This window comes from Pseudomonas gingeri, from assembly GCF_013385425.1.
GTDB lineage: Bacteria > Pseudomonadota > Gammaproteobacteria > Pseudomonadales > Pseudomonadaceae > Aquipseudomonas > Aquipseudomonas gingeri_D.
In genome coordinates this window covers 224,659-246,754 of sequence record NZ_JACAQA010000009.1, presented here as the reverse complement: position 1 = coordinate 246,754, position 22,096 = coordinate 224,659, and the positions used below count along the sequence as shown (strand labels likewise).

The following is a 22,096-nucleotide window of genomic DNA, read 5'->3' as shown; positions in this document are numbered from 1 at the left end:
CTGGTCTTTGTCATCAGTGACTTCTGGTTCAAACCGCGAAGATCTTGCCCGGGTTCATGATCCCGTTCGGATCGAACACCGCCTTGATCGCCTTCATGTATTCAATTTCAACCGGGGAACGGCTGTAGGTCAGGTAATCGCGCTTGGTCATGCCCACGCCGTGTTCGGCGGAGATCGAACCGTTGTACTTCTCGACGGTTTCGAACACCCACTTGTTCACGGTAGCGCACTTGGCGAAGAACTCGTCCTTGCTCAGGTTTTCCGGCTTGAGGATGTTCAGGTGCAGGTTGCCGTCGCCGATGTGACCGAACCAGACGATTTCGAAGTCCGGGTAGTATTCGCCGACGATGGCGTCGATTTCCTTGAGGAACGCCGGCACTTTCGACACAGTGACCGAAATGTCGTTCTTGTACGGCGTCCAGTGGGAAATAGTCTCGGAGATGTACTCGCGCAGCTTCCAGAGGTTCTGCAACTGGGTTTCGCTCTGACTCATCACGCCGTCCAGCACCCAGCCCTGCTCGACACAGTGCTCGAAGGTTTCCAGGGCCTGGTTGGCCACTTCTTCAGTGGTCGCCTCGAACTCCAGCAGGGCGTAGAACGGGCAGTCGGTTTCGAACGGCGCCGGCACGTCGCCACGGCCGAGGACCTTGGCCAGGGCCTTGTCGGAGAAAAATTCGAAGGCGGTCAGGTCCAGCTTGCCCTGGAACGCGTGCAGCACCGGCATGATCGAGTCGAAATCCGGGGTGCCGAGGACCATGCAGGTCAGGTTCTTCGGCGCGCGGTCCAGGCGCATGGTGGCTTCGACCACAAAACCCAGGGTGCCCTCGGCGCCGATAAACAGCTGGCGCAGGTCGTAGCCGGTGGCGTTCTTGATCAGGTCCTTGTTCAGTTCCAGCACATCGCCCTTGCCGGTCACCACCTTCATGCCGGCCACCCAGTTACGGGTCATGCCGTAGCGAATCACCTTGATCCCGCCGGCATTGGTGCCGATATTGCCGCCAATCTGGCTGGAACCGGCCGAGGCGAAGTCCACCGGGTAGTACAGGCCCTTTTCCTCGGCCACGTTCTGCAGGTGCTCGGTGACCACGCCCGGCTGGCAAACCGCGGTACGGTCGGTCAGGTTGATGTCCAGCACCTGGTTCATATAGTCGAAGGACACCACCACCTCACCGTTGGCCGCCACCGCCGCGGCGGACAGGCCGGTACGCCCGCCCGATGGCACCAGCGCGACCTTGTGCTGGTTGGCCCAGCGCACGATGGCCTGGACCTGTTCGGTGGTCTTCGGAAAGACGATGGCCGTCGGCGCGGGAGCGAAATGCTTGGTCCAATCCTTCCCGTAAGCATTCAGGGAGTCAGCATCGGTCAGGACCTTACCAGGCTCAACCAGGGTCTTCAGCTCATCAATCAGGGCAGGATGGGTCATCGACAGAACTCTCGAACAATTCATGGTCATCCTGAGGACGCTTCACGTCGCAGAATGAGTGTTTGCGGGTCGCATATGCTAGCATACGCCCCCCGCAGAAGCGTGCTATCAGGCCGATCTGCGGTGCCGGCGATCACGCCGCGCGGTCAGCTCAAGCTGTCCATTTCCCTGCCATTTTTCTCCGGGACACAGGTTTACGCAGATGAGCAAGACTTCTCTCGATAAGAGCAAGATCAAGTTCCTTCTTCTCGAAGGCGTCCACCAATCCGCCGTGGACGTCCTCAAGGCCTCCGGGTACGTCAATATCGAGTACCTGACTGGCTCCTTGCCAGAAGCCCAGTTGAAGGAAAAGATCGCCGATGCCCACTTCATCGGCATTCGCTCGCGCACCCAACTGACCGAAGACATCTTCGAACACGCGAAGAAACTCGTCGCTGTCGGTTGTTTCTGCATCGGCACCAACCAGGTCGACCTCAACGCGGCTCGCGAGCGCGGCATCGCCGTGTTCAACGCCCCGTACTCCAACACCCGCTCCGTTGCCGAGCTGGTGCTGGCCGAAGCGATCCTGTTGCTGCGCGGCATTCCCGAGAAGAACGCTTCCTGCCATCGCGGTGGCTGGATCAAGAGCGCGGCCAACTCCTTCGAAATCCGCGGCAAGAAGCTGGGGATCATCGGTTACGGCTCGATCGGTACGCAGTTGTCGGTTCTGGCCGAAGGCCTGGGCATGCAGGTGTTCTTCTACGACACCCTGACCAAGCTGCCGCTGGGCAACGCCACCCAGGTCTCGAACCTGACCGACCTGCTGGGCATGTCCGACATCGTCACCCTGCACGTTCCGGAAACCGCCGAGACCCAGTGGATGATCGGTGAGAAGGAAATCCGCGCGATCAAGAAAGGCGGGATCCTGATCAACGCCGCGCGCGGCACCGTGGTCGAGCTGGACGCCCTGGCGAACGCGATCAAGGACAAGCACCTGATCGGCGCGGCCATCGATGTCTTCCCGGTGGAGCCACGCTCCAACGACGAAGAGTTCGAAAGCCCGCTGCGTGGCCTGGACAACGTGATCCTGACCCCGCACATCGGTGGCTCGACCGCCGAAGCCCAGGCCAACATCGGTCTGGAAGTGGCGGAAAAGCTGGTCAAGTACAGCGACAACGGTACCTCGGTATCGTCCGTGAACTTCCCTGAAGTGGCCTTGCCGGCTCACCCAGGCAAGCATCGCCTGCTGCACATCCACCAGAACATCCCGGGTGTGATGAGCGAAATCAACAAGGTCTTCGCGGAAAACGGCATTAACATCTCCGGTCAGTTCCTGCAGACCAACGAGAAAGTCGGTTACGTGGTGATCGACGTCGACGCCGAGTACTCGGACCTGGCGCAAGAGAAGCTGCAACACATCAACGGCACCATCCGGTCCCGCGTGTTGTTCTAAGCCTCAAGCGCTGGACGAAAAAAGGGAGGCCTGCGAGGGCCTCCCTTTTTTTCTGACACGGATTTACTTCACGTTGACGGTGATGACTTTCGAGGCGACGGTCGGATTGAACTGCATATGCCCCTTGTCACCCGCCACCAGTTGCAAGGTGTGCTTGCCCGGGGTCAGGGTCAGCTGGGTTTCGGTCTGGGCCTTGCCGTAGTGGATCACGGTGTCGGTCGCCGGAATCGGCAGGGCTGGGTCCGGCAGGGCCTTCTGGTCGACCAGCAGGTGGTGGTGACCGGAGCCTGGCGTTTCGTCACCGGCCGGCTTGAGCACCAGGCCCTTCATGCCGAACTTGACCGTGAAGGTCTTGTCGACCGTGGCGCCGTTTTTCGGCGAAACGATAAAGACCTTGGCGTCCTTGGGCGCCGCAATACGCGGAAGATCATCCGCAACCGCCAGCATCGAAGAACCCAGCAAAACAGTAGCCAACGCAACACGAGACACTAAGGTTTTCATTAACTTCTCCAGTTTTCCGCAATTTCAGTACGGTTATGACAACTTTGTGGCGATTTGTGGTCCAAGGCACTCAATAACATAGCAAAGCGTGCCTGAACGGCGCGGTACATATTTGTATTCCAATTCGGGAGCGACCATGGGTTTTCTGCCTGGCCTATTAATTTTACTGCCTTTCGTCAGCCCTTTCGTCCAGGCTGAACTGATTGATGACGTCAACGACCGGGGCGAGTTGCGCATTGCCCTGGAAGGCGACATGCGACCCTTCGGCTTTACCGAAGACGGGCGCCTGACCGGCTTCGAAGTCGAACTGGGCGAACAACTGGCTCGGGAACTGGACGTGCAGGCCTCGTTTGTCCCCACCGACGTCACCGACCTGCTGCAAGGCGTCGAGAGTGGAAAGTACGATGTCGCCATCAACCACATGCCTATGACTGCAGAACTGAGAAAACGTTACGACTTCAGCGAGCCTTATGGTTATCCCAGCATGAAATGGATCACACACCGGGAAGAACCGCCGACACAGATCCCCTTCGCCATGCGCGACAGCTCGCTACCACTGGTTCCGGAGGACTCCGACGGGCCGACAGTGGCCCTGGCGATTCCGTTTCAGAAGGGTAACCCGGCGTTCCAGGCAAGCCTGGACAATGCGCTGCAGCGCATGAAGGCGGACGGGCGCCTCGCGGCGCTCTCAAAGAAGTGGTTCGGGATAGATGCGACTCAGCCGCCGAAGCCGTGAGCCAGCGGTTTACGGCTTCGGGTGATGCTCCAGGACCTGCAGGGCGATAAGCGCGTCAGGCAGTTCCAACTCACTGAACACCTGCACGCCGGCCTGCTTCAACAAGGCCGCCGTCACCCCTTCGCCGCGAACCTTCACCCCACTGAAGGTCCCGTCATAGGTCAACAGGTTGCCACAGGACGGGCTGTTGGCCTTGAGCACCGCGATACGGATGTCATGCCGCCGCACCAACTCCAGCGCCTGATACGCACCAGAGAGAAAAGCGTCGCTGACATCCTCGCCCTCGGTGGTGATCACCCGGGCCAGTCCTTCCAGTACCTGCGCGCCCTGCCCGCCGGGAATCTCCGCCGCCGCACGGGGCGTCGGCAGGCCACCGGCCACTTCCGGGCACAACGGCACCACCCGACCTTCATCCTGCCACTGGGACAGCTGCGCGTAAGGCCCGCTGGCGCCGCCGTCATAACGAACCAGATGCCCCAGCAAGCAGCGACTGACCAGAATCTTCTGCTTCATGGAAACGGATCGCTCCCGCGCCGACGAAACCAGCCGGTCAGTGACAGGCGTTCACGGGTCGCCGGCAAGACTTCATGGGGCACCTCCCCCGAGAGGAACAGCACCAGGCAACCGCCGGTCGGAACCACGTCATGCACCGAGCCGTCGTCAAGGTACATACGCAATTGGCCGCCGTGCTCCGGCAACCAGTCGTCGTTCAGGTAGATAACCGCCGACACCGTCCGTCGATCATCGTCACGGAAGCGGTCCACGTGTTTTTTGTAGAAGGCTCCGGGCGGGTACAGCGCGAAATGGCTTTCGAAATCCTCGAGCCCCAGGAACAGGCCACGGTTGAGGGCCTCGCGCAGGCTGTCCATCAAGCCCATGTATTCATCGCAGGGCCTGGTCTGGCCGGGTTCCAGCCACTGGATATGATCGCCACGAATTCCCTCGCGCACTTCCTGGGCAGGCCCGCGTCCCACGCCAGCCGGGGTCAGCTCGCCCTCGGCGGATCGCTGGCGGCACTCGGCGGCCAGGGCCAGGGTCAGCGCCTGCGGCAGGAAGATATTCTGCTGCGACCAGCCACGCTCGGCCAGGTCGTCGACGATACGTAACAGCAGCGGGTGATCAGAGGGAATGTGCATGCCGCGCATAGTATCCAGAAGCCCGGAAATCCGACAGAGCCCCCCGAACGACTTACAGGAATTCTCGACAAGTACCGCGCTCGCCGGGACAATAGCCGGCTGTAGACAGGAGTCCCTATGCGCCGTTTGCTTTTTTCGCTATTGATGTTCTGCACCTTGCCCGCCTGGGCAGACAACCACGACCAGTTGTACCGGGTCGCCGGTTGGCCGGAACAACGCGCGCATTTCAACGATGCCCTGAGCGCCGCCCAGCAAAAGTACCGCAACAGCCTGCCACCGGCGGTCTATGACGCACTGGTGAGCAACAGCAACCAGCGTTTCGCGCCCCAGGCCATGGACCAGCGGGCCGAGGCCCAGTTGCGCCAGAACCTCGCCAACCCGAAGCCGGCCCTGACGTTCTTCCAGTCACCGCTGGGGCGCAAGATCGTCTCCGCCGAACTGCTCGCCACCCGCCGCGACCAATTGGCCAAGAACGCCAAGGGCCTGCCGCATATCGAAGCCAGCGCCACCCGGCGCCTGCTGATCAACCATCTCGGCCGGGCGCTGCCGGCGCGCGAAGCCGGGGCGGAAGTCAGCCTGGCCATCGCCGGCGTCGCGGCCGACAGCCTGAGTTCGATGATTCCGGGGCTGCTCGGTGCCGGCGCGGCACAAAGCATGCTGAACGGCCAGCGCGAACGCTTGATGGAACAGATCGGCAACGACCTGGATAACACCCTGCTCTACGTCTATCGCGGCCTGTCCGACCCGGAGCTGGAAGAATTCAGCACCTTTGCCGAGTCGCCGGAAGGCAAGGCCTACTACCAGGCCGCGCTGGCCGCGATCCGCGCCGGGCTGGCGGTGGGACAGAACCTGCCAACCGCGCCGCCTGAAAACTGAAGGCAACACGGCCATGCCTGCAACGCTCGAAATCCGGGCGTAATATAAAAACTTGGGCGCCATCCATGCAGTAGGTTCGCCTCCCCCCAGGAGACCACCCATGTACAGGATCAACCTTGCTACCGCTGCTGATATCGAGGGTATCGCCCAACTGCTCCAGGCCAATTCCCCTTCCCAGGGCGGATCGCTGACCGGAGAGTTTCCTCTCGACAAGGTCAGGCAGATGGCCCTTGGCGGCTCCCCCGTGGTGGTTGCCTTCCGCGATGACCGTGTCGTTGGCGTATTGTTCAGCGCGCCGAAGGATATGCACCCCGCGCCGCCATCGATCCAGGCCATGCTGAGCGCATGGCCGGGTACGCCCGACGCCTACGTGTACGGCCCCGCCTGCATCGCCAGCACGGAAAGAGGCCAAGGCCTCCTGCCTAAGCTCTACGCGCAGCTTCAGCAGCATTGCCCGGGGCGTGAGGCAATTCTATTCATACGCCGGGACAACACCGCCTCGCTGCGAGCCCATGAACGCCTGGGCATGCACGAAGTCGCAGGCTTTACGCTGGAAGGCGACGAGTACGCCGTGCTCAGTGACCGACCGGTTATGCAATAAGACGCAGCGCCCTCGGTAGCCCCTAGGCGGCCTGCCCCTCAAGGGACCAGGCCGCGACCCACTCCCGCACATCGGCATAGGGATAGGCCTCCAGCGCCGAAAACCCCGGCAGCGCCCTGGCCTTCAACTTCGTAAACAACGGCACGCTGATACCGCAGAGGAAGCGCGTCAGGCACTCCGCACTCGGCGAATGCCCGTTGTGCTCCTGGTGCCTGTGGATAAAACCACTGCACAGCCCCGGAAAGTCGCGCTGATCAAGAGCAGGCAACGCCGGCGGCTCCGGCAGACACGCCACCTGCCCGTGACATACCGAACAATGCCCACAGCGCTCGGGCGCCTGCTCATCGCCGAAATAGCGGGCCAGCCGGTAGCCCAGACACTGCTCGGTGGCAAACAACGCCAGCATCGCGTGAATCCGCGCAATCTCGCTGACCTCGTGCTGGGCAAAATAAGCGTACAGCTCCAGGCTCAGGGCATGGGGATCGAAATCGCTGACCAACAGACTGTAGACCTCGGTCATCTGCTTGCTTTCCAACTCGATCCAGCGCCGTTCCTGGAAGAAGTCCAGGGCCTTCACCACCCGGCCGCGCTCGGCCTGATGCTGTTGATACAAGGCGTCGAAGTTCACCGTGGCCCAGGTCCGCGCGCGGCTGGAGGTCTGGATAATCGCCGAGACGAAGTCACGCCGCTCGCCCTCGAACTTCGCCAGCAACACCTCGGGTTCCACCAGGAACTTGAAACGGTATTCGGCAAAATACGCATAACGCGGCGCGATCAAGCCACGCAACTCCAGTTGCACCAGCAAGGTCTTGAGCGGCAACTGGCGGATATTGCTCTGATCCGCCAAAGGCCCGAGCAGGAACTCCCACTGGCCGTCCGGGATCGCCCCCTTCAGCTCATCCAGCACCCGCCGAATTCCCTCCAGCTCAGGCGTATCGCCGTAGACGAAGTTCTCCAGCACATTGAGGCTGTCGCGGTTGGCCAGCACCAGGCAATCGGAAGGCTGGCCGTCACGCCCGGCCCGGCCGATTTCCTGGCTGTAATTCTCGATGGACTTGGGCAGGTCGAAATGCACCACGTTACGGATATCGGCCTTGTCGATGCCCATGCCGAATGCGATGGTGGCGACGATGCAGTTCAACTGCCCGGCCATGAACTGCTTCTGGATCGCCTCCCGCTGCTCATGGGGCAAGCCGGCATGATAGGCCGTGGCCGGGATTTCGTTGCGGCTCAGGTGCTGGGCGATCTGCTCGGCGGTCTTCTGCAAGGTGACGTAGACGATACTCGGCTGCCCGAGGCGCCCGCCCAGCCATTCCACCAGCCGGCGATGCTTGTCCTGGCCACCGACCGATTCCACCAGCAGGTTCAGGTTCGGCCGATAGAAACCGGTGGTGACCACATCGTCCGGCGCAATGGCGAACTTGGCCTGCATATCGGCGATCACCTTCGGCGTCGCGGTGGCGGTCAGCAGCAAGGCCTGGGGAATGCGGAACTGGCGCTGATAGTCCGGCAGTTTCAGATAGTCCGGGCGGAAATTGTGGCCCCACTCGGAAATACAGTGCGCCTCGTCCACCACCAGCAGGGAAATCCGCACCTGCTGGAGAAAATTGCGGAAGCGCTCGTTCTTCAGGCGCTCCACGGAAATCATCAGGATCTTCAGCTCGCCGGAGCGCGCCCGGGCCATCACCGCATTGGCGTCATCGCGGCTCTGGGCCGAATCGATGCTCGCCGCTGCAATGCCGTGGCGTTGCAAAAACGCAAGCTGGTCCTGCATCAGTGCCAGCAGCGGCGACACCACCAGCGTCAGGTGCGGCAGGAGCAGCGCCGGCAGCTGATAACACAAGGACTTGCCGGAACCGGTGGGAAAGATCGCCGCCGCCGAACGCCCGGCCAATACCGCGCTGATCGCGGCCTCCTGGCCGTCGCGAAACTGTGGATAACCAAAAACCCGCTGGAGGGTGTCGTGCATAAGCTGTCACTCCGTTGACCGCTGTGGATAAACAAACCCTAGGCGGTCGGGCGAGAAAAGGTCCGAGGCAAGCATTACAAACTGCTACGGCGCGCCAGACTAGCGCAAAGCAGGCCGGGGTTGCGCGATGGCGACCAATACCCGGATACAAATCCCCAGGTGCGCCCCTGTGGAAATGCCGGTTACATCGAAGCTCCTTTGGCGACTGACAACCAGTCGCCGATCACTGCGCCGTTGAAACGGACGGTTCAACGGTCCTCGTTTGCACAGGAGCTTACATGGACACCGCACCTCGCCCCTTCTCTCGGTTGGCCCGTCACGGCCTGCTCCTGGCGCCTCTCTTGCTGAGCGGCTGCCTGTCCGGCCTGGACTCCAGCCTGCTCAAGCCGGGCGCGGCTGAGATCGAGCCGCTCTCCAGCCGCTTCGAAACCCCCGAATACAAGGCCCAACGCGCGCTGGCACTGGTCAAGGCGTCGGCACTTTATGCACAGGGCGGCACGGGCAAAGGCGTTAGCGTGGCTATCATCGACTCGGGCCTCAACCCTGAACTGTCCGAATTCAAGGACCGCCTCGCCACACTTGGCCACGATTACGTGCGCGACGTCCCCGAACTGATCGATCCCCACGGCCATGGCACGCAGATGGCCGGCATTATCGCCGCCAACCGCGACGGCCAGGGCATGCACGGCATCGCCTTCGATGCCAAGCTGATCGCCATGCGCATCGGCGACAACAACGAACCGTTCTTTTTCGACGATCAGATCGCCCGCGCCTGGAAAGACAGCTTCGCGGCCGGGGCCCGGATCCTGAGTAACTCCTGGGCCAACGACATTCCCGCCACCGAAATCACTGAAGCGCGCTACAAACAGGTGATGGGCGATTCCTTGCCGGTTGCTCGCCAGTTAGTGGCCGACGGCGCCGTGTTTGTTTTTCCCACGGGCAATGAGCTACGCCGCGAACCCCTGGCCGAACCCGGCCTGCCCGTGGCCTTGCCGGAGCTGGAAAAGGGCTGGATCGCCGTGGTGGCGCTGAAGAATGACGGCACGCTTATCAACCAGAAGTCCAACTACTGCGGCGTGGCCGAACGCTGGTGCATCGCGGTCCCGGGCGGGGATGGTGGCGTCGACAAAGGTTTGCTGACCACCAGTGCCAAGGGCGGCTACAAGGAAACCGCCGGGACCTCGCCCGCCGTGGCGCTGGTCAGTGGCGCGCTTGCCGCCCTGCAAAGTCGCTTTCCCGAACTCACCCCCCAGCAACTGCGTAATGTATTGCTCGACAGTGCCAACAACAGTGGGCTTTTTGCCAAGGGCGAGGCTTATGGGCGCGGCCTGATGGATCTGGCGGCAGCGACGCGGCTGGCAGGCGAGCGTGCGAAGCAGCAGCCGACAAATCTCGCCTACCGATAACGGTCCTGCGGGATAGAACACCCCGTAACGGCCCCCAGAAACGAACAACGCGCCAGACAGGGCGCGTTGTGGGGTTGGATCAGTGTGCGATTCAGCGATTTTTTACCCGCTCGATCGCCGTGTCGTACACCGGGTTGGCTTTCTGTTCCTTGGCCAACTCGTAGTGACGCTGGGCGTCGGAGAACTGCCCGGCGTCTTCATAGATACGGGCAATGTTGTAGTACGAGCTCGCGCGCACGGTGTTGGCCGAGTTGCCGGCTGCCAGGGCAACGGCCTTGCGGTTGGCCCAAATGGCTTCAGCAGTATTACCGGCCTTCTGATACGCCAGACCGAGGTTGCTGTAGGCCTGACCAAAGCCGTTGTTCAGATCGATGGCCTGACGGAAGAAGGCAATCGCCTGCTCCAGATTACCGGCCTTGTAGGCTGCCTCGCCTTTCACATTCAGCGCCTTCGCATCGATCTGCGCCGTAGAGCTGACCGCTACTTCAGCGACCGCGACCTTGTCGTCGAGCAGCGGCGAGACTTCATTCAACACATTCTTGGCCTCCACGGTCACACCGCTGAAGGTGTTGATGTCCTGGAAGTCACCGTTGCCGGTCATACGGAACACGGTCCACAGGTTGCCGCTGCGATTGACGGGAACGTAATAGGTACGGACCAGGGACTGCCCCATGTAGACAAATACCGTGGCCTGGCTGTTGGACAACTGGCGAGAGCCCGGATTGTTGGCGTTGGTGTAGTCATGCACCGCATACACATAGCTTTCGCCGTAGTGCTTCTTCTGCAGGGTGATGGTTTCCGGGCCATAGCTGTCGGTGTCATCCACGTCCAATTCGGCGTCGGTGCCCTTCTGCTGTTCGAAGTAGATATTGTTGCCGGGGAAAATCATGTGGGAGTCGAGGTCTGCCGGAGTCTTGCCCCAGGTCAGCACCACGCGCAGGCCGTCGAGGCTCTGCATCACTGGACTGACGGCATAGGTCATGTCCTTGCAGGGGCACTTGACCACCAGATTGGAATAACCGGTCTTCTTGATGATCAGCAGATTGCTGGCATCGTCGGCGAAGTTGGCCTCGAGAACGACCTGGCCCTGGGCGTTGGTCTTGCCCACCACGTTCTGCTCACCGTTGCGCTGCAACAGCACTTCGGCGTCGGCGATCTTCTGATCCTTGACCACGGCACTGAGGACTTCGATGGGCAATTGCCCGGCCTGGACCGACCAGGCGGCGGCACACAACGACAATACCGAGGCCACGCGAAGCAGAGACATACTTAACTCCCTTTAAGTGCAAAAATCGAGCACCGGATGGCGCCCTCAAAATTGGTGGGAAACATACCGATTTTTTGTCTGAGGTGCCTGCTTTTCAAAAGGAAAATTTCATTTTTGTGGAGCCATCGTTACTCGCCAACGGCCATTTGACGATTTAATCTGCAACTCCCCTCAAAGCCCACGAGAAAGCGCCGATAACCCGCTGACTCACCAAGGAAGGCAGCGGCGACATGCACCAACCCGAGCAAGAAGATGACGATGGCGTCATCCGTTTCAAGCGCCTGCACCCCGAACATTTTGACGTGGTGCTGGGATCGCACCCGGCCAAACAGAAAGTACCGCGCCCGGCGCAGCCCAAATCCTATGGAATGTGGGTATTGGTGCTGATACTGGTGGGTATGCTCGGCTACATGACGGTCAACCGTAACAGCAGCCACCCGATCCCTGTTGCGCCACTGCCAGCGGATGAGCCAGTGCCGATTGAAACGGCCAAGCCGTCCGAAGCGCCAGTGGAGCCGGTATCGCATCCAGAACCTACCGCCAAACTCGTGCCAGCGCCTGCACCGCAAGTGGTTGTCGTGGTGCAGACCCAGGCGCCCGCGGCAGCAGCACACGCCGCAGCCCCACCCACCCCGAAGGTCCAGGGCCTGGTGTCGGCCAGCTACCTGGCGGGCTACCAAGCCAACTTGAACGCACCTGAAGCCAGGCAGACACGCCAATACGAAATCGCCACGGTGAGCATTCGCGAATGGGATGGCCGCGACCGTTATCAGGCGAAATGGCGGATCTTCAACAACGTCATCGACAACGCCAGCGTCTGCGGCAACTTCCTCGCCGGCAGCACCGAGCGCCGTGAATGTCGCAAATCGGCGGAGGTCTTTTTCAAGGAACAGTGCGGCGAATGGGGCAAGCGCTGGGACCGCGACCAGGATGAGAAAAGCAAAGAGATGGAAGTGCGCTATTGCACCGCGATGAAGACATATAGCGCGGCGGAGTGAGTCAGAACCGGACGTCGATAATCGTCAGATCGTCATCGCTATCCGGCGCCAATAACGCACCACTTTCCAGATGTTTCCGTTGTTTGACAGGACAAAGGTCCGCCCAAAACCCGTCCGTTGCCAAAACCCAACGCGAGCCATCTGACACCTGGAATCGGCTGACCTGAGGAGAATGCTCACGCCTTGCGCTGAAACAGCGCGTCAGGCTGTGGCGGTCGGCATGTATCGCAATCTGTGCATGGGTCAAATCACCTCGCCAGTTGGCTCGGCAATGGGGCAAGGTCAGCCACTCAACCTCACCGGACTCTAGAACCCGACCCAAACAACAATCTCCGGCATGAATCGCAAGGACCTCGTCAGGGGTAAATAGCACGATCAAATAGCTGGTACTTGATGGGGCAAATACCCTGGCGAGTGAGTCATGCCCCTCACTCAGCAACTGTAATAACGCCGCTTCAACCCTGTCTGGATGCAATTGCTTTGCACTTAATTGCCCAAAACCACCCTCCATATGCGCAATCAGGGCCTTGGCCAACTCAGCGCTCTGCGAAGACGAAGTCGAGCCGTCAGCCAGCAGGTAAAGGTGGTGGTGCTCCTGTGAGGCAAATCCGGTGCAATCCCTGTTATCGCTCGTTCGCCCACCTTGAATCGTCAGTACATGGTCGATGGGCATGAACTGACTACCCCTTTGCCATCTGCTTCAGTCGACCAAAAATAATGGCCTCACGCCCACGATCGCCCCGAGCGGCGCTCTGCACCACATAGGAAAAATCCCTGTTGTTGATCAGTTCGGTCATATGCTCACTGAGATACTGCTTGAGCGGCAGAGCGGCATTGCTCACTTCGGCCACTAACTCCTCGCGCCCATCAACCAGGTTGACGATGTCCTCGATATCCTTGCTATTGAGCGTGTCACCACCGCCTCGTCCTTTGTAGGCTTCAAACTTGGTACCGAGAAAGTAGGGTGGCGCGAAGACACGTATTTGCGCACCGCTGGGCAGACGGTGGAGCCGAGCGTGCTGAAAACCCTCATCGAACCAACGGTTGCTGTAGCCCAGAATCGCTTTGTCGGAAGGCATGAAATCGACCTTCAACTCGCCAAGACGCATTCGACAATTAACGTCATCCAGAGGGCTTTCCATGAAGCCTCGACTACGAAGTTGCTCCATCAACCTTGGCCAACCTGCATAACCGGCCAGTTGCACGACCAGATCAACATCATCGGTAAAACGCAGGTCCTCAAGCGTCACCTCATCGGTCACCAACAAGGCCGTGGTGCAGCCGCCGACAAATGCCACCTGCTGGCAGAGTTCCTCACCCAGAGCCTGAGCGACCACATCCAGCATTTCCAACAGGGCTTTCTGTTGCTCACTCATGAAGAATCCATTTTCTCAGTAGCTGGTTCGCCACATCGGCTTCTCGCGGGCTTCCCAAACGTATGGCGTCGACCAATGCCAGATAGTGGTAAAGCAGGTAATCTCGCTTGACCGCCTCGGGGACAGTCTTGTAAATCGGAGCCACCGCCTGGCCCTTCTTTTTTCCCTTGGGATCCGGCCAGACCGGTATCAGATCGCCCCCGCTCATGACCTTTCCTTCCAGGATCGGTGCGGCAAAACCGGTAGGAATACCGCGAACTGTCGCACCGGGCCTTACCGGAAAAACGTACTTGAGCCCATTAGCCACAAGATCCAGCAAAGCACGACTATTGGCCTTTGGCAGGCCGTCTTCGTATCCAAGCGTTACGAGACCGATGTCACGGCAGCGAGTCAGGGCGTTTGAAACTTCACTTTTGCTCAAGCTCAACGACGCAGCCAAGGCTCGGACCGTGTAGCTGTCGTCGCTCTGCTGATCAGCAGGCTCAGCCTGATAGTCCCAACCTTGCCACTCCAAAGCGTCCGAGAGATGGAAGCTCATCGTGTCCCGATGACTGAACAAGTCCTCTGGATTGCCGTACAAAAATTGACCTATCTCACCAGTGCTTTCGGAAATTTCCAGCCGTCGCTCTCGACTCAGATCTTCCTGAGCCTGCTTTTCCAAGCTGATCAATTTGAAGAGAAGCAACACATCTTGACTTTTCATCTCAATAGAACCTCACATGTCCACAGTCCATGGACTGTGGACATGTAGCCTTTGCCAGTTGGATTTTGTCAAGAAAAAAGCACCATCAAACCGCTATAGCAGGCTGAATGGCCAAACCGATAGGTAGCCACCTGACAATCCAAAATGCCACGGCTTGCGGAGCCGTAATGAAGCCCCCTATAGTTCGCCCCGTCGCTGCCAATTCAGCGACCGGGTTTGGTCACCTGTCAGAGTGCGCACTAGCGCCACAGTGGATGTTGCAGGCGCGTTTCGTGCCAGCACGCTTCATGGCGGCTGTGTGCAGGACACCTTCGGGTGTGCCGGTGCGCTCTGCCGGTTGACCAACCTGTGCACAGTCCGCCACCCATCGCTTGGTCACGATGAGAGCGGATCCATGGAACTCATCAGAGCGCATACCTATGAATACTCAAAATCGCTATATCCCTCTCAGCACCAATTTCACCACTATTCCCGTCCTGGTCATCGACACCAACGCCAGCCTCGACGACCTGCAAACCAGCGCCTACCAACGCCTTCAGGCCGCCAGCGACCTGCTGGAAACCATGACGTGCGTGAGCCTCGTCACCACCTGCGACAAAGACTTCACTCACGTCACCAATGCCGCGTACCTGCTGGTGCGTGAAGGCTGCGACCTGTTGCAACTGGTCCAGCAGCGAACGATGGCGTTGAGCAGGCAAGTCGCTCAGTAACCCCCTCAAAGACAGGCCATCTCTCTATAGGAAATGGCCTACTTAGCTTGGGTAATTCACAACCCATTTTGAGAGTCTGGCTACGAGAATGAAGGTAAGAGCTGATCCACAGCAGGTATCAGCGCCTTCATTATTTGCATTCGGCTTTCTGACGCAGCCTCTCAATAGCCCGCAGAAAATCCCTTCTGGAGGTAATCAGGTGACAATTCAGACAATGCTCGAGCAAGCATATGCCTTGCCTATGCAAAAAACCGATGCTACTCTGCATATGCTAGACATATGCAGGAGCGACATCATGCGCACAGTCTCAATTTTCAAGAACGGAAAAAATCAGGCGATTCGCCTGCCAAACGACATGGCTTACGAAGGTGTAGGAGAACTGGAAATTACCCGCAATGGCGATGTGATCACCCTGCGCCCCGTGCGTCCCAGCTGGCAATCGCTGGCAGAAGTGCCCGCTGCTGACACGGACTTTCTGCAAGAGCGTCCGGACATCATCACCGATGAAGGTAGGTTCAACCTGTGACCACCTATATGCTCGATACCTGCATTTGCTCGTTCATCATGCGTGAACGCCCCGAATCCGTATTGAAGCGGTTGGTAGCAGAAGTTGGCCGAAATAACCGAATCGTAATTTCTGCGATCACTTATTCAGAAATGCGCTACGGACAGATCGGCAAGAAAGCGTCCGCCAGACACAAAACGATGGTTGATGAGTTTGTGAAACGCCTGGATGCTGTCCTGCCGTGGGATCAGAGCGCCGTGGACGCAGCGATCGAAGTAAGACGTCAATTAACTGATAGCGGCTCAATCATTGGCGGCAATGATACTGCCATTGCGGGCCACGCCATAGCCATGGGGTGCAAGCTAGTCACCAATAATCTGCGCGAGTTCAGTCGTGTTACAGGTCTTGAATACGAAGACTGGGTTCACTGAAGTATTACTCGCCAAGCTTGTTGTCTTGGGACGAGCAGATTGATAAAATAGCCACAACGCATCTGGTCAACCATTTGCCCACCTTCCGAGGCCCGCATCGATTCATCGAGCGGGCTTTCGTGCATCTGGGGATAAGAAATGCATACTTTCTTGTAAGTTATTTCTTTTAATATCGAAAGCCCTGTCTGAAAGATGCTCGCCATACTAAGCACGAAAAATAAATATTGTTATAAGGCAACCTCATACTGTTGAGGTCTGTTCCCGTGTATACCTGCCCATTGATTCATCAATTGAAACTCGATGCCCAAAGCCTCGCCAGCATCGAACAGATCAACAAAATCACTCGCATGACCCAGCTCGGTGCAGCCGTGACGTCGAGTGGCGTGATAGCCCGCTTATTCACCCGTAGCGTGCCGCTGGAAACGGCCTTCAACATCACCCAATACGACTGGAAGCTCTTCAGCGAAAGCACACATGCCTGGTCGAAAATACAGCGCAATCGAGTCGTCACCATCGCCAATGACCAGGCACTGCAGCACTTACACGATCGAGCTCAATTCGAGTTCTGGAAAGGAGTCGCCAATGGCTGCATGTACTAAGGCAATCTGGATCGGATGCCTTGGCGCACTGGCCCTTGGAGCCAGCGCCGATCAGTCCATAACCGTCGAGCAGCGCTTCCATGGCTTCGTTATTGCCGACTTCGCCAGGGCCACCGCCGCCATGGAGGCACAACAACAAGCCTGCCTAAACACGGAAAAGGTCCTGCCTGCCAATCTATTGTCCCCTGCCGGACTGGATGACGAAGAAAAGAAAATTGCCTTGCTGTACTTCAGATCCCTGGCGTCGTGGGAGTGCGAGAAGCATGCCACTCTCGAACTACTCGCTGCCACACAGATGGCCAGGGAAACAGGTCTGCCGGACTTCTCCGCAACCGACGACCCACAAAACCTGGCCGCCACTGTTCAGCTCATGGGCTACGACACAATGCTGCGTTATAAGGCCAGGTATCAGACCTTGCCAGAGTCGAAGCGCAGACAACTGGACGATCTGGAGATACTGAGACATCCCTTTAAACTACTGGAATCCGCTAGTGCAAACGGATTACCAGCACCCAGCCCATGAGCAAAAATCCCGCAGCCGTTCACAAACCGTCAAAAGTGGATACCCCTGAAGCTATCGACAGCAGAATCAGCCACACAATAAAAAACCGCCCCGAAGGGCGGTTTTCTTGAGGCGGATAACCAGACTCGATTACAACTTCGGCCCAGCCGCCTTGATCGCGTCGCTCACGTCGAACTTCTTGAAGTTCTCGATGAACAGACCCGCCAGCGCTTTCGCCGCTTCGTCGTAGGCAGCCTTGTCAGCCCAGGTGTTGCGTGGGTTCAACAGGCCAGTCTCGACGCCCGGTACGGCCAATGGCACGTCCAGGTTGATGGTGTCCAGGTGCTCGGTCTCGGCACCAATCAACGCGCCGCTCTGGATCGCGGCAATCACGCCACGAGTAGTCGGGATATTGAAGCGCTTGCCCACGCCGTAGCCGCCGCCGGTCCAGCCGGTGTTGACCAGGTAGACCTTCGAACCGAAACCACGGATACGCTTGATCAGCAGTTCAGCGTACTCGCCAGCCGGACGCGGGAAGAACGGCGCGCCGAAGCAGGTGGAGAAGGTCGACTTGATGCCGGCGCCCGAACCCATTTCAGTCGAGCCCACCAGAGCGGTGTAGCCGGACAGGAAGTGGTAAGCGGCCTGTTCTTCGCTGAGGATCGACACCGGTGGCAGTACGCCGGTCAGGTCGCAGGTCAGGAAGATCACGGCGTTTGGCTCGCCACCGAGGTTTTTCGGTGCGCGCTTTTCGATCAGTTCGCGCGGGTAGGCCGCACGGCTGTTCTGGGTCAGGCTGTCGTCGGCGTAGTCGGCCTTCTTGTTGGCGTCCAGCACGACGTTTTCCAGCACGGCGCCGTGCTGGATGGCTTTCCAGATCACCGGCTCGTTCTTCTCGGACAGGTCGATGCACTTGGCATAGCAACCGCCTTCGATGTTGAACACCACGCCCACGCCCCAGCCGTGTTCGTCGTCACCGATCAGGTAACGGCTTTCGTCAGCCGACAGGGTGGTCTTGCCGGTGCCCGACAGACCGAAGAACAGGGTCACGTCGCCCTCTTCGCCCATGTTCGCCGCACAGTGCATCGGCAGTACATCGACGGCCGGCAGCAGGAAGTTCTGCACCGAGAACAGGGCTTTTTTCATTTCACCGGCGTAACGCATGCCGGCGATCAGGACTTTCCTGGCCGCGAAGTTGAGGATCACGGTACCGTCGGAGTTGGTGCCGTCACGCTCTGGCACGCACTCGAACTCCGGCACGTTGAGGATCTGCCACTCGTCCTTGCCACCGGCGTTGTACTGGCCGGCTTCCGGGTTGATGAACAGGCAACGGCCGAACAGGTTGTGCCAGGCAGTACCAGTGGTCATCTTGACCGGCAGGTAGTGCGCCGGGTCGGAACCGACGTGCACGTGGGAAACAAAACGCTCACGCTCGCCGATAAAGGCTTCAACGCGGTTCCACAGGGCATCGAACTTGTCGGCCGGGAACTTGCGGTTGATCGGGCCCCAGGCAATGGCGTCCTGGGTGGAAGGCTCTTCGACGATAAAACGGTCGACCGGCGAACGACCGGTACGGTGACCGGTGCGCACGACCAGCGCGCCGGTGTCGGCGAGTTCGCCTTCACCACGAGCCAGGGCTTCTTTTACCAGATCGTCAACACTCAGATCGGTGTACACGGCATTGTTTGCTTGCGTCATGAGATTCCCCGTCGGCCACTGGCCGAGTGCTCCAAACGTTTTGTAGTAGAAAGTCGTGCACTACTACCGCGAAAAAAGTGGGCCGGATTATGCCAGAAAAGCCCAAAAAGAGTAGGGTCCTCCTGTCAGAACGCCCGTTTTCTGTCGTTTGACAGGAGATTTACCTGCGCTGAACCGTTTTAGTGACGAGTATCTGACGGGGTGTCGACGCCGGCACCTGCGAACAATTGCGAAACGTCAGCGGCATCGAACAGATAGCGCTGGTTGCAAAACTGGCAATCGACCTCGATATGGCCGCCGTGTTCGACCACCAGTTGCTGGGCATCTTCCAGCCCCAGGCTGACCAGTGCATTGCCCGAACGCTCCCGCGAACAGCTGCAATGGAAACGCAGCGGTTGAAGGTCGAACAGGCGCACGGCTTCTTCGTGGTAGAGGCGGTGCAGGACGGTTTCGTTGTCCAGGCTCAGCAGTTCGTCAGCGGTCAGGGTGCTGGCCATGGCGGTCAGGTGCTGCCAGCTGGCGTCGCGCTCTTCCTGATCGCGCAGGCGGTCGGCGGGCAGTTGTTGCAGCAGCATGCCACGGGCGCGGCGGCCGTCGGCGTGGAGCCAGAAGCGTGTGCCAACCTGTTGGGACATGACGAAGTAGTTGGTGAAACACTCCGACAGGGTTTCGCCGTCCAGGTCGACAATGCCCTGGTAGCGCTGGCCCTGGGTCGGATCGACGGTCAGGGCGAGGACGCCGTTGGGCATCAGGTCGGCCAGGGTCGCGTCAGCCGGGATCAGTGCCTCGTCGTAGCGAGCCAGACCACGGATCTCGCGCTCGCTGGAGCATTCGATCATCAGCAGCGGCACCGGGCCTTCGGAGCGCGCCTGGAGAATCAGCAGGCCATCGAACTTCAGGGTACCGACCAGCAACGACGCGGCGGCCATCAGTTCGCCGAGCAGTTGCGCGATAGGCTCCGGATAGGGGTGCTTGGCCAGTACTTCGGCGTAGCTGCGCTCCAGCGACACCAATTCGCCGCGGGTGTCGCTGTCATCGAAGATGAAGCGCTGGGTGTAGTCGGTGTCCGGTAGGTCTGACATAGGTATCAATTCTGGAAGTAGGAATAGGGGTGTTCTGCCCAGGGAAGTGAGCATTTTATGAACAAACGGGATTTGTACCAAGCAACATGGGGGCGAATGGCGCTCAGTCAAGGACTGAGGCGACGCGCTGCGCCCTATTCGGCGCCGCTGCCACGAAACTTGAACAGATCGCGTCGCTGTTTCTTGCTCGGCTTGCCGTCGGTGGTCAGGCCCAGCGCACCGGCCTTGCGTTGCGCCGCCGCGGCTTCGCGCTTGGCCAGGCTCTGCTCGGTCTCAGCATAGAGCGTCTGCGCTTCGGGAGCGCCGCGACGGACCAGCGACAGCGCCTGCACCACCACGGTCCGTTCGTCGAAACCGGTGCGAATCTGGATCTCGTCGCCCACCCGTGGCTCCTTGCCCGGCTTGCAGCGCTCGCCGCGACAATGCACCTTGCCGCTTTCAATCGCCGCCTTGGCCAGGGCACGGGTCTTATAGAAGCGCGCCGCCCACAACCACTTGTCCAACCGAACCTTGTCGTCCTCTTCCGCTTTCTGCGCCACTGTCCTTCCTCAAACTGAAATATTGTCGAACTGTACTACCGTTGCCGTCGAAGCTGAATGGTCCTGGCCAGTCTAGAATGCCAGGTGATCCAGGGGGTAATTTCACGACCTGAAACAGGTCGCAGAGATAACTATCGCCATTTACCCGATATTCTGCGTGAATACCGCAATTACGGCTGCCGGGCAGCCAGAGCGCCTTTTTCCACCGGTTGAGCATTTTGAAGACATTTGACCATTTGACTGTTGTGGGTCTGCGCGAGTGGGTGGCGCTTCCGGATTTGGGAGTCGCCGGCCTGCGGGCGAAAATCGACACCGGTGCCAGCACCTCCAGCCTGCACGCCACCGAAATCGAGCCCTTCGAGCGCGACGGTGAGCAGTGGGTGCGTTTCACCGCCCACCTGGGCAGCGTGGTGCAATTGCGTCACCGCCGCTGCGAAGCACCGTTGCTGACGATGAAGACCATCAAGAGCTCCAACGGCCATGCCCAGGTGCGTTATGTGATCGCCACCACCCTGGCCCTGGGCGACCGGGTCTGGCAGGTGCAGTTCACCCTCGCCTGCCGCAAAGCCATGCGTTATCGCCTGTTGCTCGGTTCCAAAGCCCTGATCGATGGCCAGTTGGTGGTCAATCCAGAGCACAAATACGTTCAAGACAAGCCGGTTTTCCCGGTCACTACTACCTCTGCCACAGGTGTTGCATGAAGATCGCTGTGCTGTCGCGTAACCCGCGTCTGTATTCCACTCGTCGCCTGGTAGAGGCCGGCGTTGCCCGCGGCCATGAGATGGTGGTGGTCGACACCCTGCGCGCCTATATGAACATCGCCAGCCACAAGCCGCAGATCCACTATCGCGGCAAGCCCCTGGAGGGTTTCGATGCGGTGATCCCGCGGATCGGCGCCTCGGTGACCTTTTATGGCTGCGCGGTGCTGCGCCAGTTCGAAATGATGGGGGTGTTTCCCCTCAACGAGTCGGTGGCCATCGCTCGCTCGCGGGACAAGCTGCGTTCGCTGCAGTTGCTGTCGCGGCGCGGGATCGGCTTGCCGGTGACCGGTTTTGCCCACTCGCCGGACGATATTCCCGACCTGATCGCCATGGTCAACGGCGCACCGCTGGTGATCAAGGTGCTCGAGGGCACCCAGGGTATCGGCGTGGTGCTGTGCGAAACGGCGACGGCGGCGGAGTCGGTGATCGAGGCGTTCATGGGCCTGAAGCAGGACATCATGGTCCAGGAGTACATCAAGGAAGCCGGTGGTGCCGATATCCGCTGCTTCGTGGTGGGCGACAAGGTGATTGCGTCGATGAAGCGCCAGGCCAAGCCCGGGGAGTTCCGCTCCAACCTGCATCGCGGCGGCAGCGCCAGCCTGATCAAGATCACCCCGGAAGAACGCATGACCGCGATTCGCGCGGCCAAGGTGATGGGCCTGAGCGTGGCCGGGGTGGATATCCTGCGCTCCAATCACGGCCCGCTGGTGATGGAGGTGAACTCCTCGCCCGGCCTTGAGGGCATCGAGGTGACCACCGGCAAGGATGTGGCCGGGATCATCATCGAGCACATCGAGAAGAACGGCGGCCCGAACATGACCCGGACCAAGGGTAAAGGCTGATTT

Annotated in this window: 25 protein-coding genes; 13 read left to right on the top strand and 12 right to left on the bottom strand. The window is 59.6% G+C overall.

Annotated elements, in window-relative coordinates; translation table 11 throughout:
• Nucleotides 1–28: 28 nt before the first annotated feature.
• Nucleotides 29–1,423 (bottom strand): FAD-binding oxidoreductase, encoded by a 1,395-nt coding sequence (locus HX830_RS14820; RefSeq protein ID WP_177100941.1) that lies wholly within the window; start codon nucleotides 1,421–1,423, stop codon nucleotides 29–31.
• A 202-nt stretch (nucleotides 1,424–1,625) separates the two neighbouring features.
• Between HX830_RS14820 and serA the strand changes: the two genes are divergently transcribed.
• Complete coding sequence (serA, locus tag HX830_RS14815) at nucleotides 1,626–2,855, top strand: phosphoglycerate dehydrogenase (RefSeq protein WP_103497959.1); 1,230 nt, start codon at nucleotides 1,626–1,628, stop codon at nucleotides 2,853–2,855.
• A 63-nt stretch (nucleotides 2,856–2,918) separates the two neighbouring features.
• On the opposite strand, the gene HX830_RS14810 is transcribed toward serA, so the two are convergent.
• Nucleotides 2,919–3,356 carry a DUF4399 domain-containing protein gene (locus tag HX830_RS14810; protein ID WP_103497960.1) on the bottom strand — a complete coding sequence of 146 codons (438 nt, stop codon included), beginning with the start codon at nucleotides 3,354–3,356 and terminating at the stop codon, nucleotides 2,919–2,921.
• A 136-nt stretch (nucleotides 3,357–3,492) separates the two neighbouring features.
• Between HX830_RS14810 and HX830_RS14805 the strand changes: the two genes are divergently transcribed.
• Complete coding sequence (locus HX830_RS14805) at nucleotides 3,493–4,092, top strand: transporter substrate-binding domain-containing protein (protein WP_152736771.1); 600 nt, start codon at nucleotides 3,493–3,495, stop codon at nucleotides 4,090–4,092.
• A gap of 9 nt (nucleotides 4,093–4,101) precedes the next feature.
• On the opposite strand, the gene HX830_RS14800 is transcribed toward HX830_RS14805, so the two are convergent.
• Both HX830_RS14800 and HX830_RS14795 read right to left on the bottom strand, forming a co-directional pair.
• Complete coding sequence (locus tag HX830_RS14800; protein ID WP_152736770.1) at nucleotides 4,102–4,605, bottom strand: DUF523 domain-containing protein; 504 nt, start codon at nucleotides 4,603–4,605, stop codon at nucleotides 4,102–4,104.
• Entirely contained in the window at nucleotides 4,602–5,237 is a 636-nt protein-coding gene (locus HX830_RS14795) for a 2OG-Fe(II) oxygenase (RefSeq protein ID WP_177100939.1), read from the bottom strand. Before HX830_RS14795 ends, HX830_RS14800 begins: the two co-directional genes overlap by 4 nt.
• Nucleotides 5,238–5,345: 108 nt before the next feature.
• Here HX830_RS14795 and HX830_RS14790 point away from each other — a divergent pair, with 108 nt between their 5' ends.
• Both HX830_RS14790 and HX830_RS14785 read left to right on the top strand, forming a co-directional pair.
• On the top strand, nucleotides 5,346–6,104 hold the full coding sequence (locus HX830_RS14790) for a DUF2059 domain-containing protein (RefSeq protein WP_152736768.1): 759 nt from the start codon (nucleotides 5,346–5,348) through the stop codon (nucleotides 6,102–6,104).
• Between the two features lie 100 nt (nucleotides 6,105–6,204).
• A complete protein-coding gene (locus tag HX830_RS14785) occupies nucleotides 6,205–6,705 on the top strand; it encodes a GNAT family N-acetyltransferase (protein ID WP_177100937.1) in 501 nt (166 codons plus the stop codon).
• Between the two features lie 22 nt (nucleotides 6,706–6,727).
• Here HX830_RS14785 and HX830_RS14780 read toward each other — a convergent pair whose 3' ends face one another.
• Nucleotides 6,728–8,674: a RecQ family ATP-dependent DNA helicase gene (locus HX830_RS14780; protein WP_177100935.1), complete on the bottom strand. Its 1,947-nt coding sequence runs from the start codon at nucleotides 8,672–8,674 to the stop codon at nucleotides 6,728–6,730.
• Between the two features lie 278 nt (nucleotides 8,675–8,952).
• On the opposite strand from HX830_RS14780, the gene HX830_RS14775 reads away from it, so the two are divergent.
• Complete coding sequence (locus HX830_RS14775; RefSeq protein WP_177100933.1) at nucleotides 8,953–10,080, top strand: S8 family peptidase; 1,128 nt, start codon at nucleotides 8,953–8,955, stop codon at nucleotides 10,078–10,080.
• Between the two features lie 91 nt (nucleotides 10,081–10,171).
• On the opposite strand, the gene HX830_RS14770 is transcribed toward HX830_RS14775, so the two are convergent.
• On the bottom strand, nucleotides 10,172–11,347 hold the full coding sequence (locus HX830_RS14770; protein WP_152736764.1) for a tetratricopeptide repeat protein: 1,176 nt from the start codon (nucleotides 11,345–11,347) through the stop codon (nucleotides 10,172–10,174).
• Nucleotides 11,348–11,577: 230 nt separating this feature from the next.
• Between HX830_RS14770 and HX830_RS14765 the strand changes: the two genes are divergently transcribed.
• Nucleotides 11,578–12,345, top strand: coding sequence for a hypothetical protein (locus HX830_RS14765; RefSeq protein WP_152736763.1), 768 nt, complete (start codon nucleotides 11,578–11,580; stop codon nucleotides 12,343–12,345).
• A 1-nt stretch (nucleotide 12,346) separates the two neighbouring features.
• Here HX830_RS14765 and HX830_RS14760 read toward each other — a convergent pair whose 3' ends face one another.
• Genes HX830_RS14760 through HX830_RS14750 form a run of 3 tightly spaced genes read right to left on the bottom strand, consistent with a single transcriptional unit; the run spans nucleotide 12,347 to nucleotide 14,424 of the window.
• Nucleotides 12,347–13,018, bottom strand: coding sequence for a PP2C family protein-serine/threonine phosphatase (locus tag HX830_RS14760; RefSeq protein ID WP_152736762.1), 672 nt, complete (start codon nucleotides 13,016–13,018; stop codon nucleotides 12,347–12,349).
• 7 nt (nucleotides 13,019–13,025) lie between these two features.
• Complete coding sequence (locus HX830_RS14755) at nucleotides 13,026–13,721, bottom strand: hypothetical protein (protein WP_152736761.1); 696 nt, start codon at nucleotides 13,719–13,721, stop codon at nucleotides 13,026–13,028.
• Nucleotides 13,714–14,424 (bottom strand): hypothetical protein, encoded by a 711-nt coding sequence (locus HX830_RS14750; protein ID WP_152736760.1) that lies wholly within the window; start codon nucleotides 14,422–14,424, stop codon nucleotides 13,714–13,716. Before HX830_RS14750 ends, HX830_RS14755 begins: the two co-directional genes overlap by 8 nt.
• A 419-nt stretch (nucleotides 14,425–14,843) precedes the next feature.
• Between HX830_RS14750 and HX830_RS14745 the strand changes: the two genes are divergently transcribed.
• The 5 genes from HX830_RS14745 (at nucleotide 14,844) to HX830_RS14725 (ending at nucleotide 17,192) form a co-directional block, all read left to right on the top strand.
• Nucleotides 14,844–15,134, top strand: a complete 291-nt coding sequence (locus HX830_RS14745; protein ID WP_152736759.1) for a hypothetical protein — start codon at nucleotides 14,844–14,846, stop codon at nucleotides 15,132–15,134.
• A 295-nt stretch (nucleotides 15,135–15,429) separates the two neighbouring features.
• Complete coding sequence (gene vapB / locus HX830_RS14740; RefSeq protein WP_103497971.1) at nucleotides 15,430–15,660, top strand: type II toxin-antitoxin system VapB family antitoxin; 231 nt, start codon at nucleotides 15,430–15,432, stop codon at nucleotides 15,658–15,660.
• Nucleotides 15,657–16,070: a type II toxin-antitoxin system VapC family toxin gene (locus HX830_RS14735; RefSeq protein ID WP_103497972.1), complete on the top strand. Its 414-nt coding sequence runs from the start codon at nucleotides 15,657–15,659 to the stop codon at nucleotides 16,068–16,070. The genes vapB and HX830_RS14735 overlap by 4 nt, the downstream gene beginning before the upstream one ends.
• Nucleotides 16,071–16,360: 290 nt before the next feature.
• The gene (locus HX830_RS14730) at nucleotides 16,361–16,669 is read left to right on the top strand and encodes a hypothetical protein (protein ID WP_103497973.1); all 309 of its coding nucleotides are present in this window, start codon (nucleotides 16,361–16,363) and stop codon (nucleotides 16,667–16,669) included.
• A complete protein-coding gene (locus HX830_RS14725) occupies nucleotides 16,653–17,192 on the top strand; it encodes a hypothetical protein (protein ID WP_103497974.1) in 540 nt (179 codons plus the stop codon). The genes HX830_RS14730 and HX830_RS14725 overlap by 17 nt, the downstream gene beginning before the upstream one ends.
• A gap of 129 nt (nucleotides 17,193–17,321) precedes the next feature.
• Here HX830_RS14725 and HX830_RS14720 read toward each other — a convergent pair whose 3' ends face one another.
• The 3 genes from HX830_RS14720 to HX830_RS14710 form a co-directional block, all read right to left on the bottom strand.
• Entirely contained in the window at nucleotides 17,322–18,869 is a 1,548-nt protein-coding gene (locus tag HX830_RS14720) for a phosphoenolpyruvate carboxykinase (RefSeq protein ID WP_177100931.1), read from the bottom strand.
• Between the two features lie 179 nt (nucleotides 18,870–19,048).
• Nucleotides 19,049–19,951 (bottom strand): Hsp33 family molecular chaperone HslO, encoded by a 903-nt coding sequence (hslO, locus tag HX830_RS14715; protein ID WP_152736755.1) that lies wholly within the window; start codon nucleotides 19,949–19,951, stop codon nucleotides 19,049–19,051.
• A gap of 134 nt (nucleotides 19,952–20,085) precedes the next feature.
• A complete protein-coding gene (locus HX830_RS14710) occupies nucleotides 20,086–20,490 on the bottom strand; it encodes an RNA-binding S4 domain-containing protein (protein WP_103497977.1) in 405 nt (134 codons plus the stop codon).
• 218 nt (nucleotides 20,491–20,708) lie between these two features.
• On the opposite strand from HX830_RS14710, the gene rimB reads away from it, so the two are divergent.
• Both rimB and rimK read left to right on the top strand, forming a co-directional pair.
• A complete protein-coding gene (gene rimB, locus HX830_RS14705; protein ID WP_152736754.1) occupies nucleotides 20,709–21,191 on the top strand; it encodes a retropepsin-like aspartic endopeptidase RimB in 483 nt (160 codons plus the stop codon).
• Complete coding sequence (rimK, locus tag HX830_RS14700; RefSeq protein ID WP_100942049.1) at nucleotides 21,188–22,093, top strand: 30S ribosomal protein S6--L-glutamate ligase; 906 nt, start codon at nucleotides 21,188–21,190, stop codon at nucleotides 22,091–22,093. The genes rimB and rimK overlap by 4 nt, the downstream gene beginning before the upstream one ends.
• Nucleotides 22,094–22,096 lie beyond the last annotated feature (3 nt).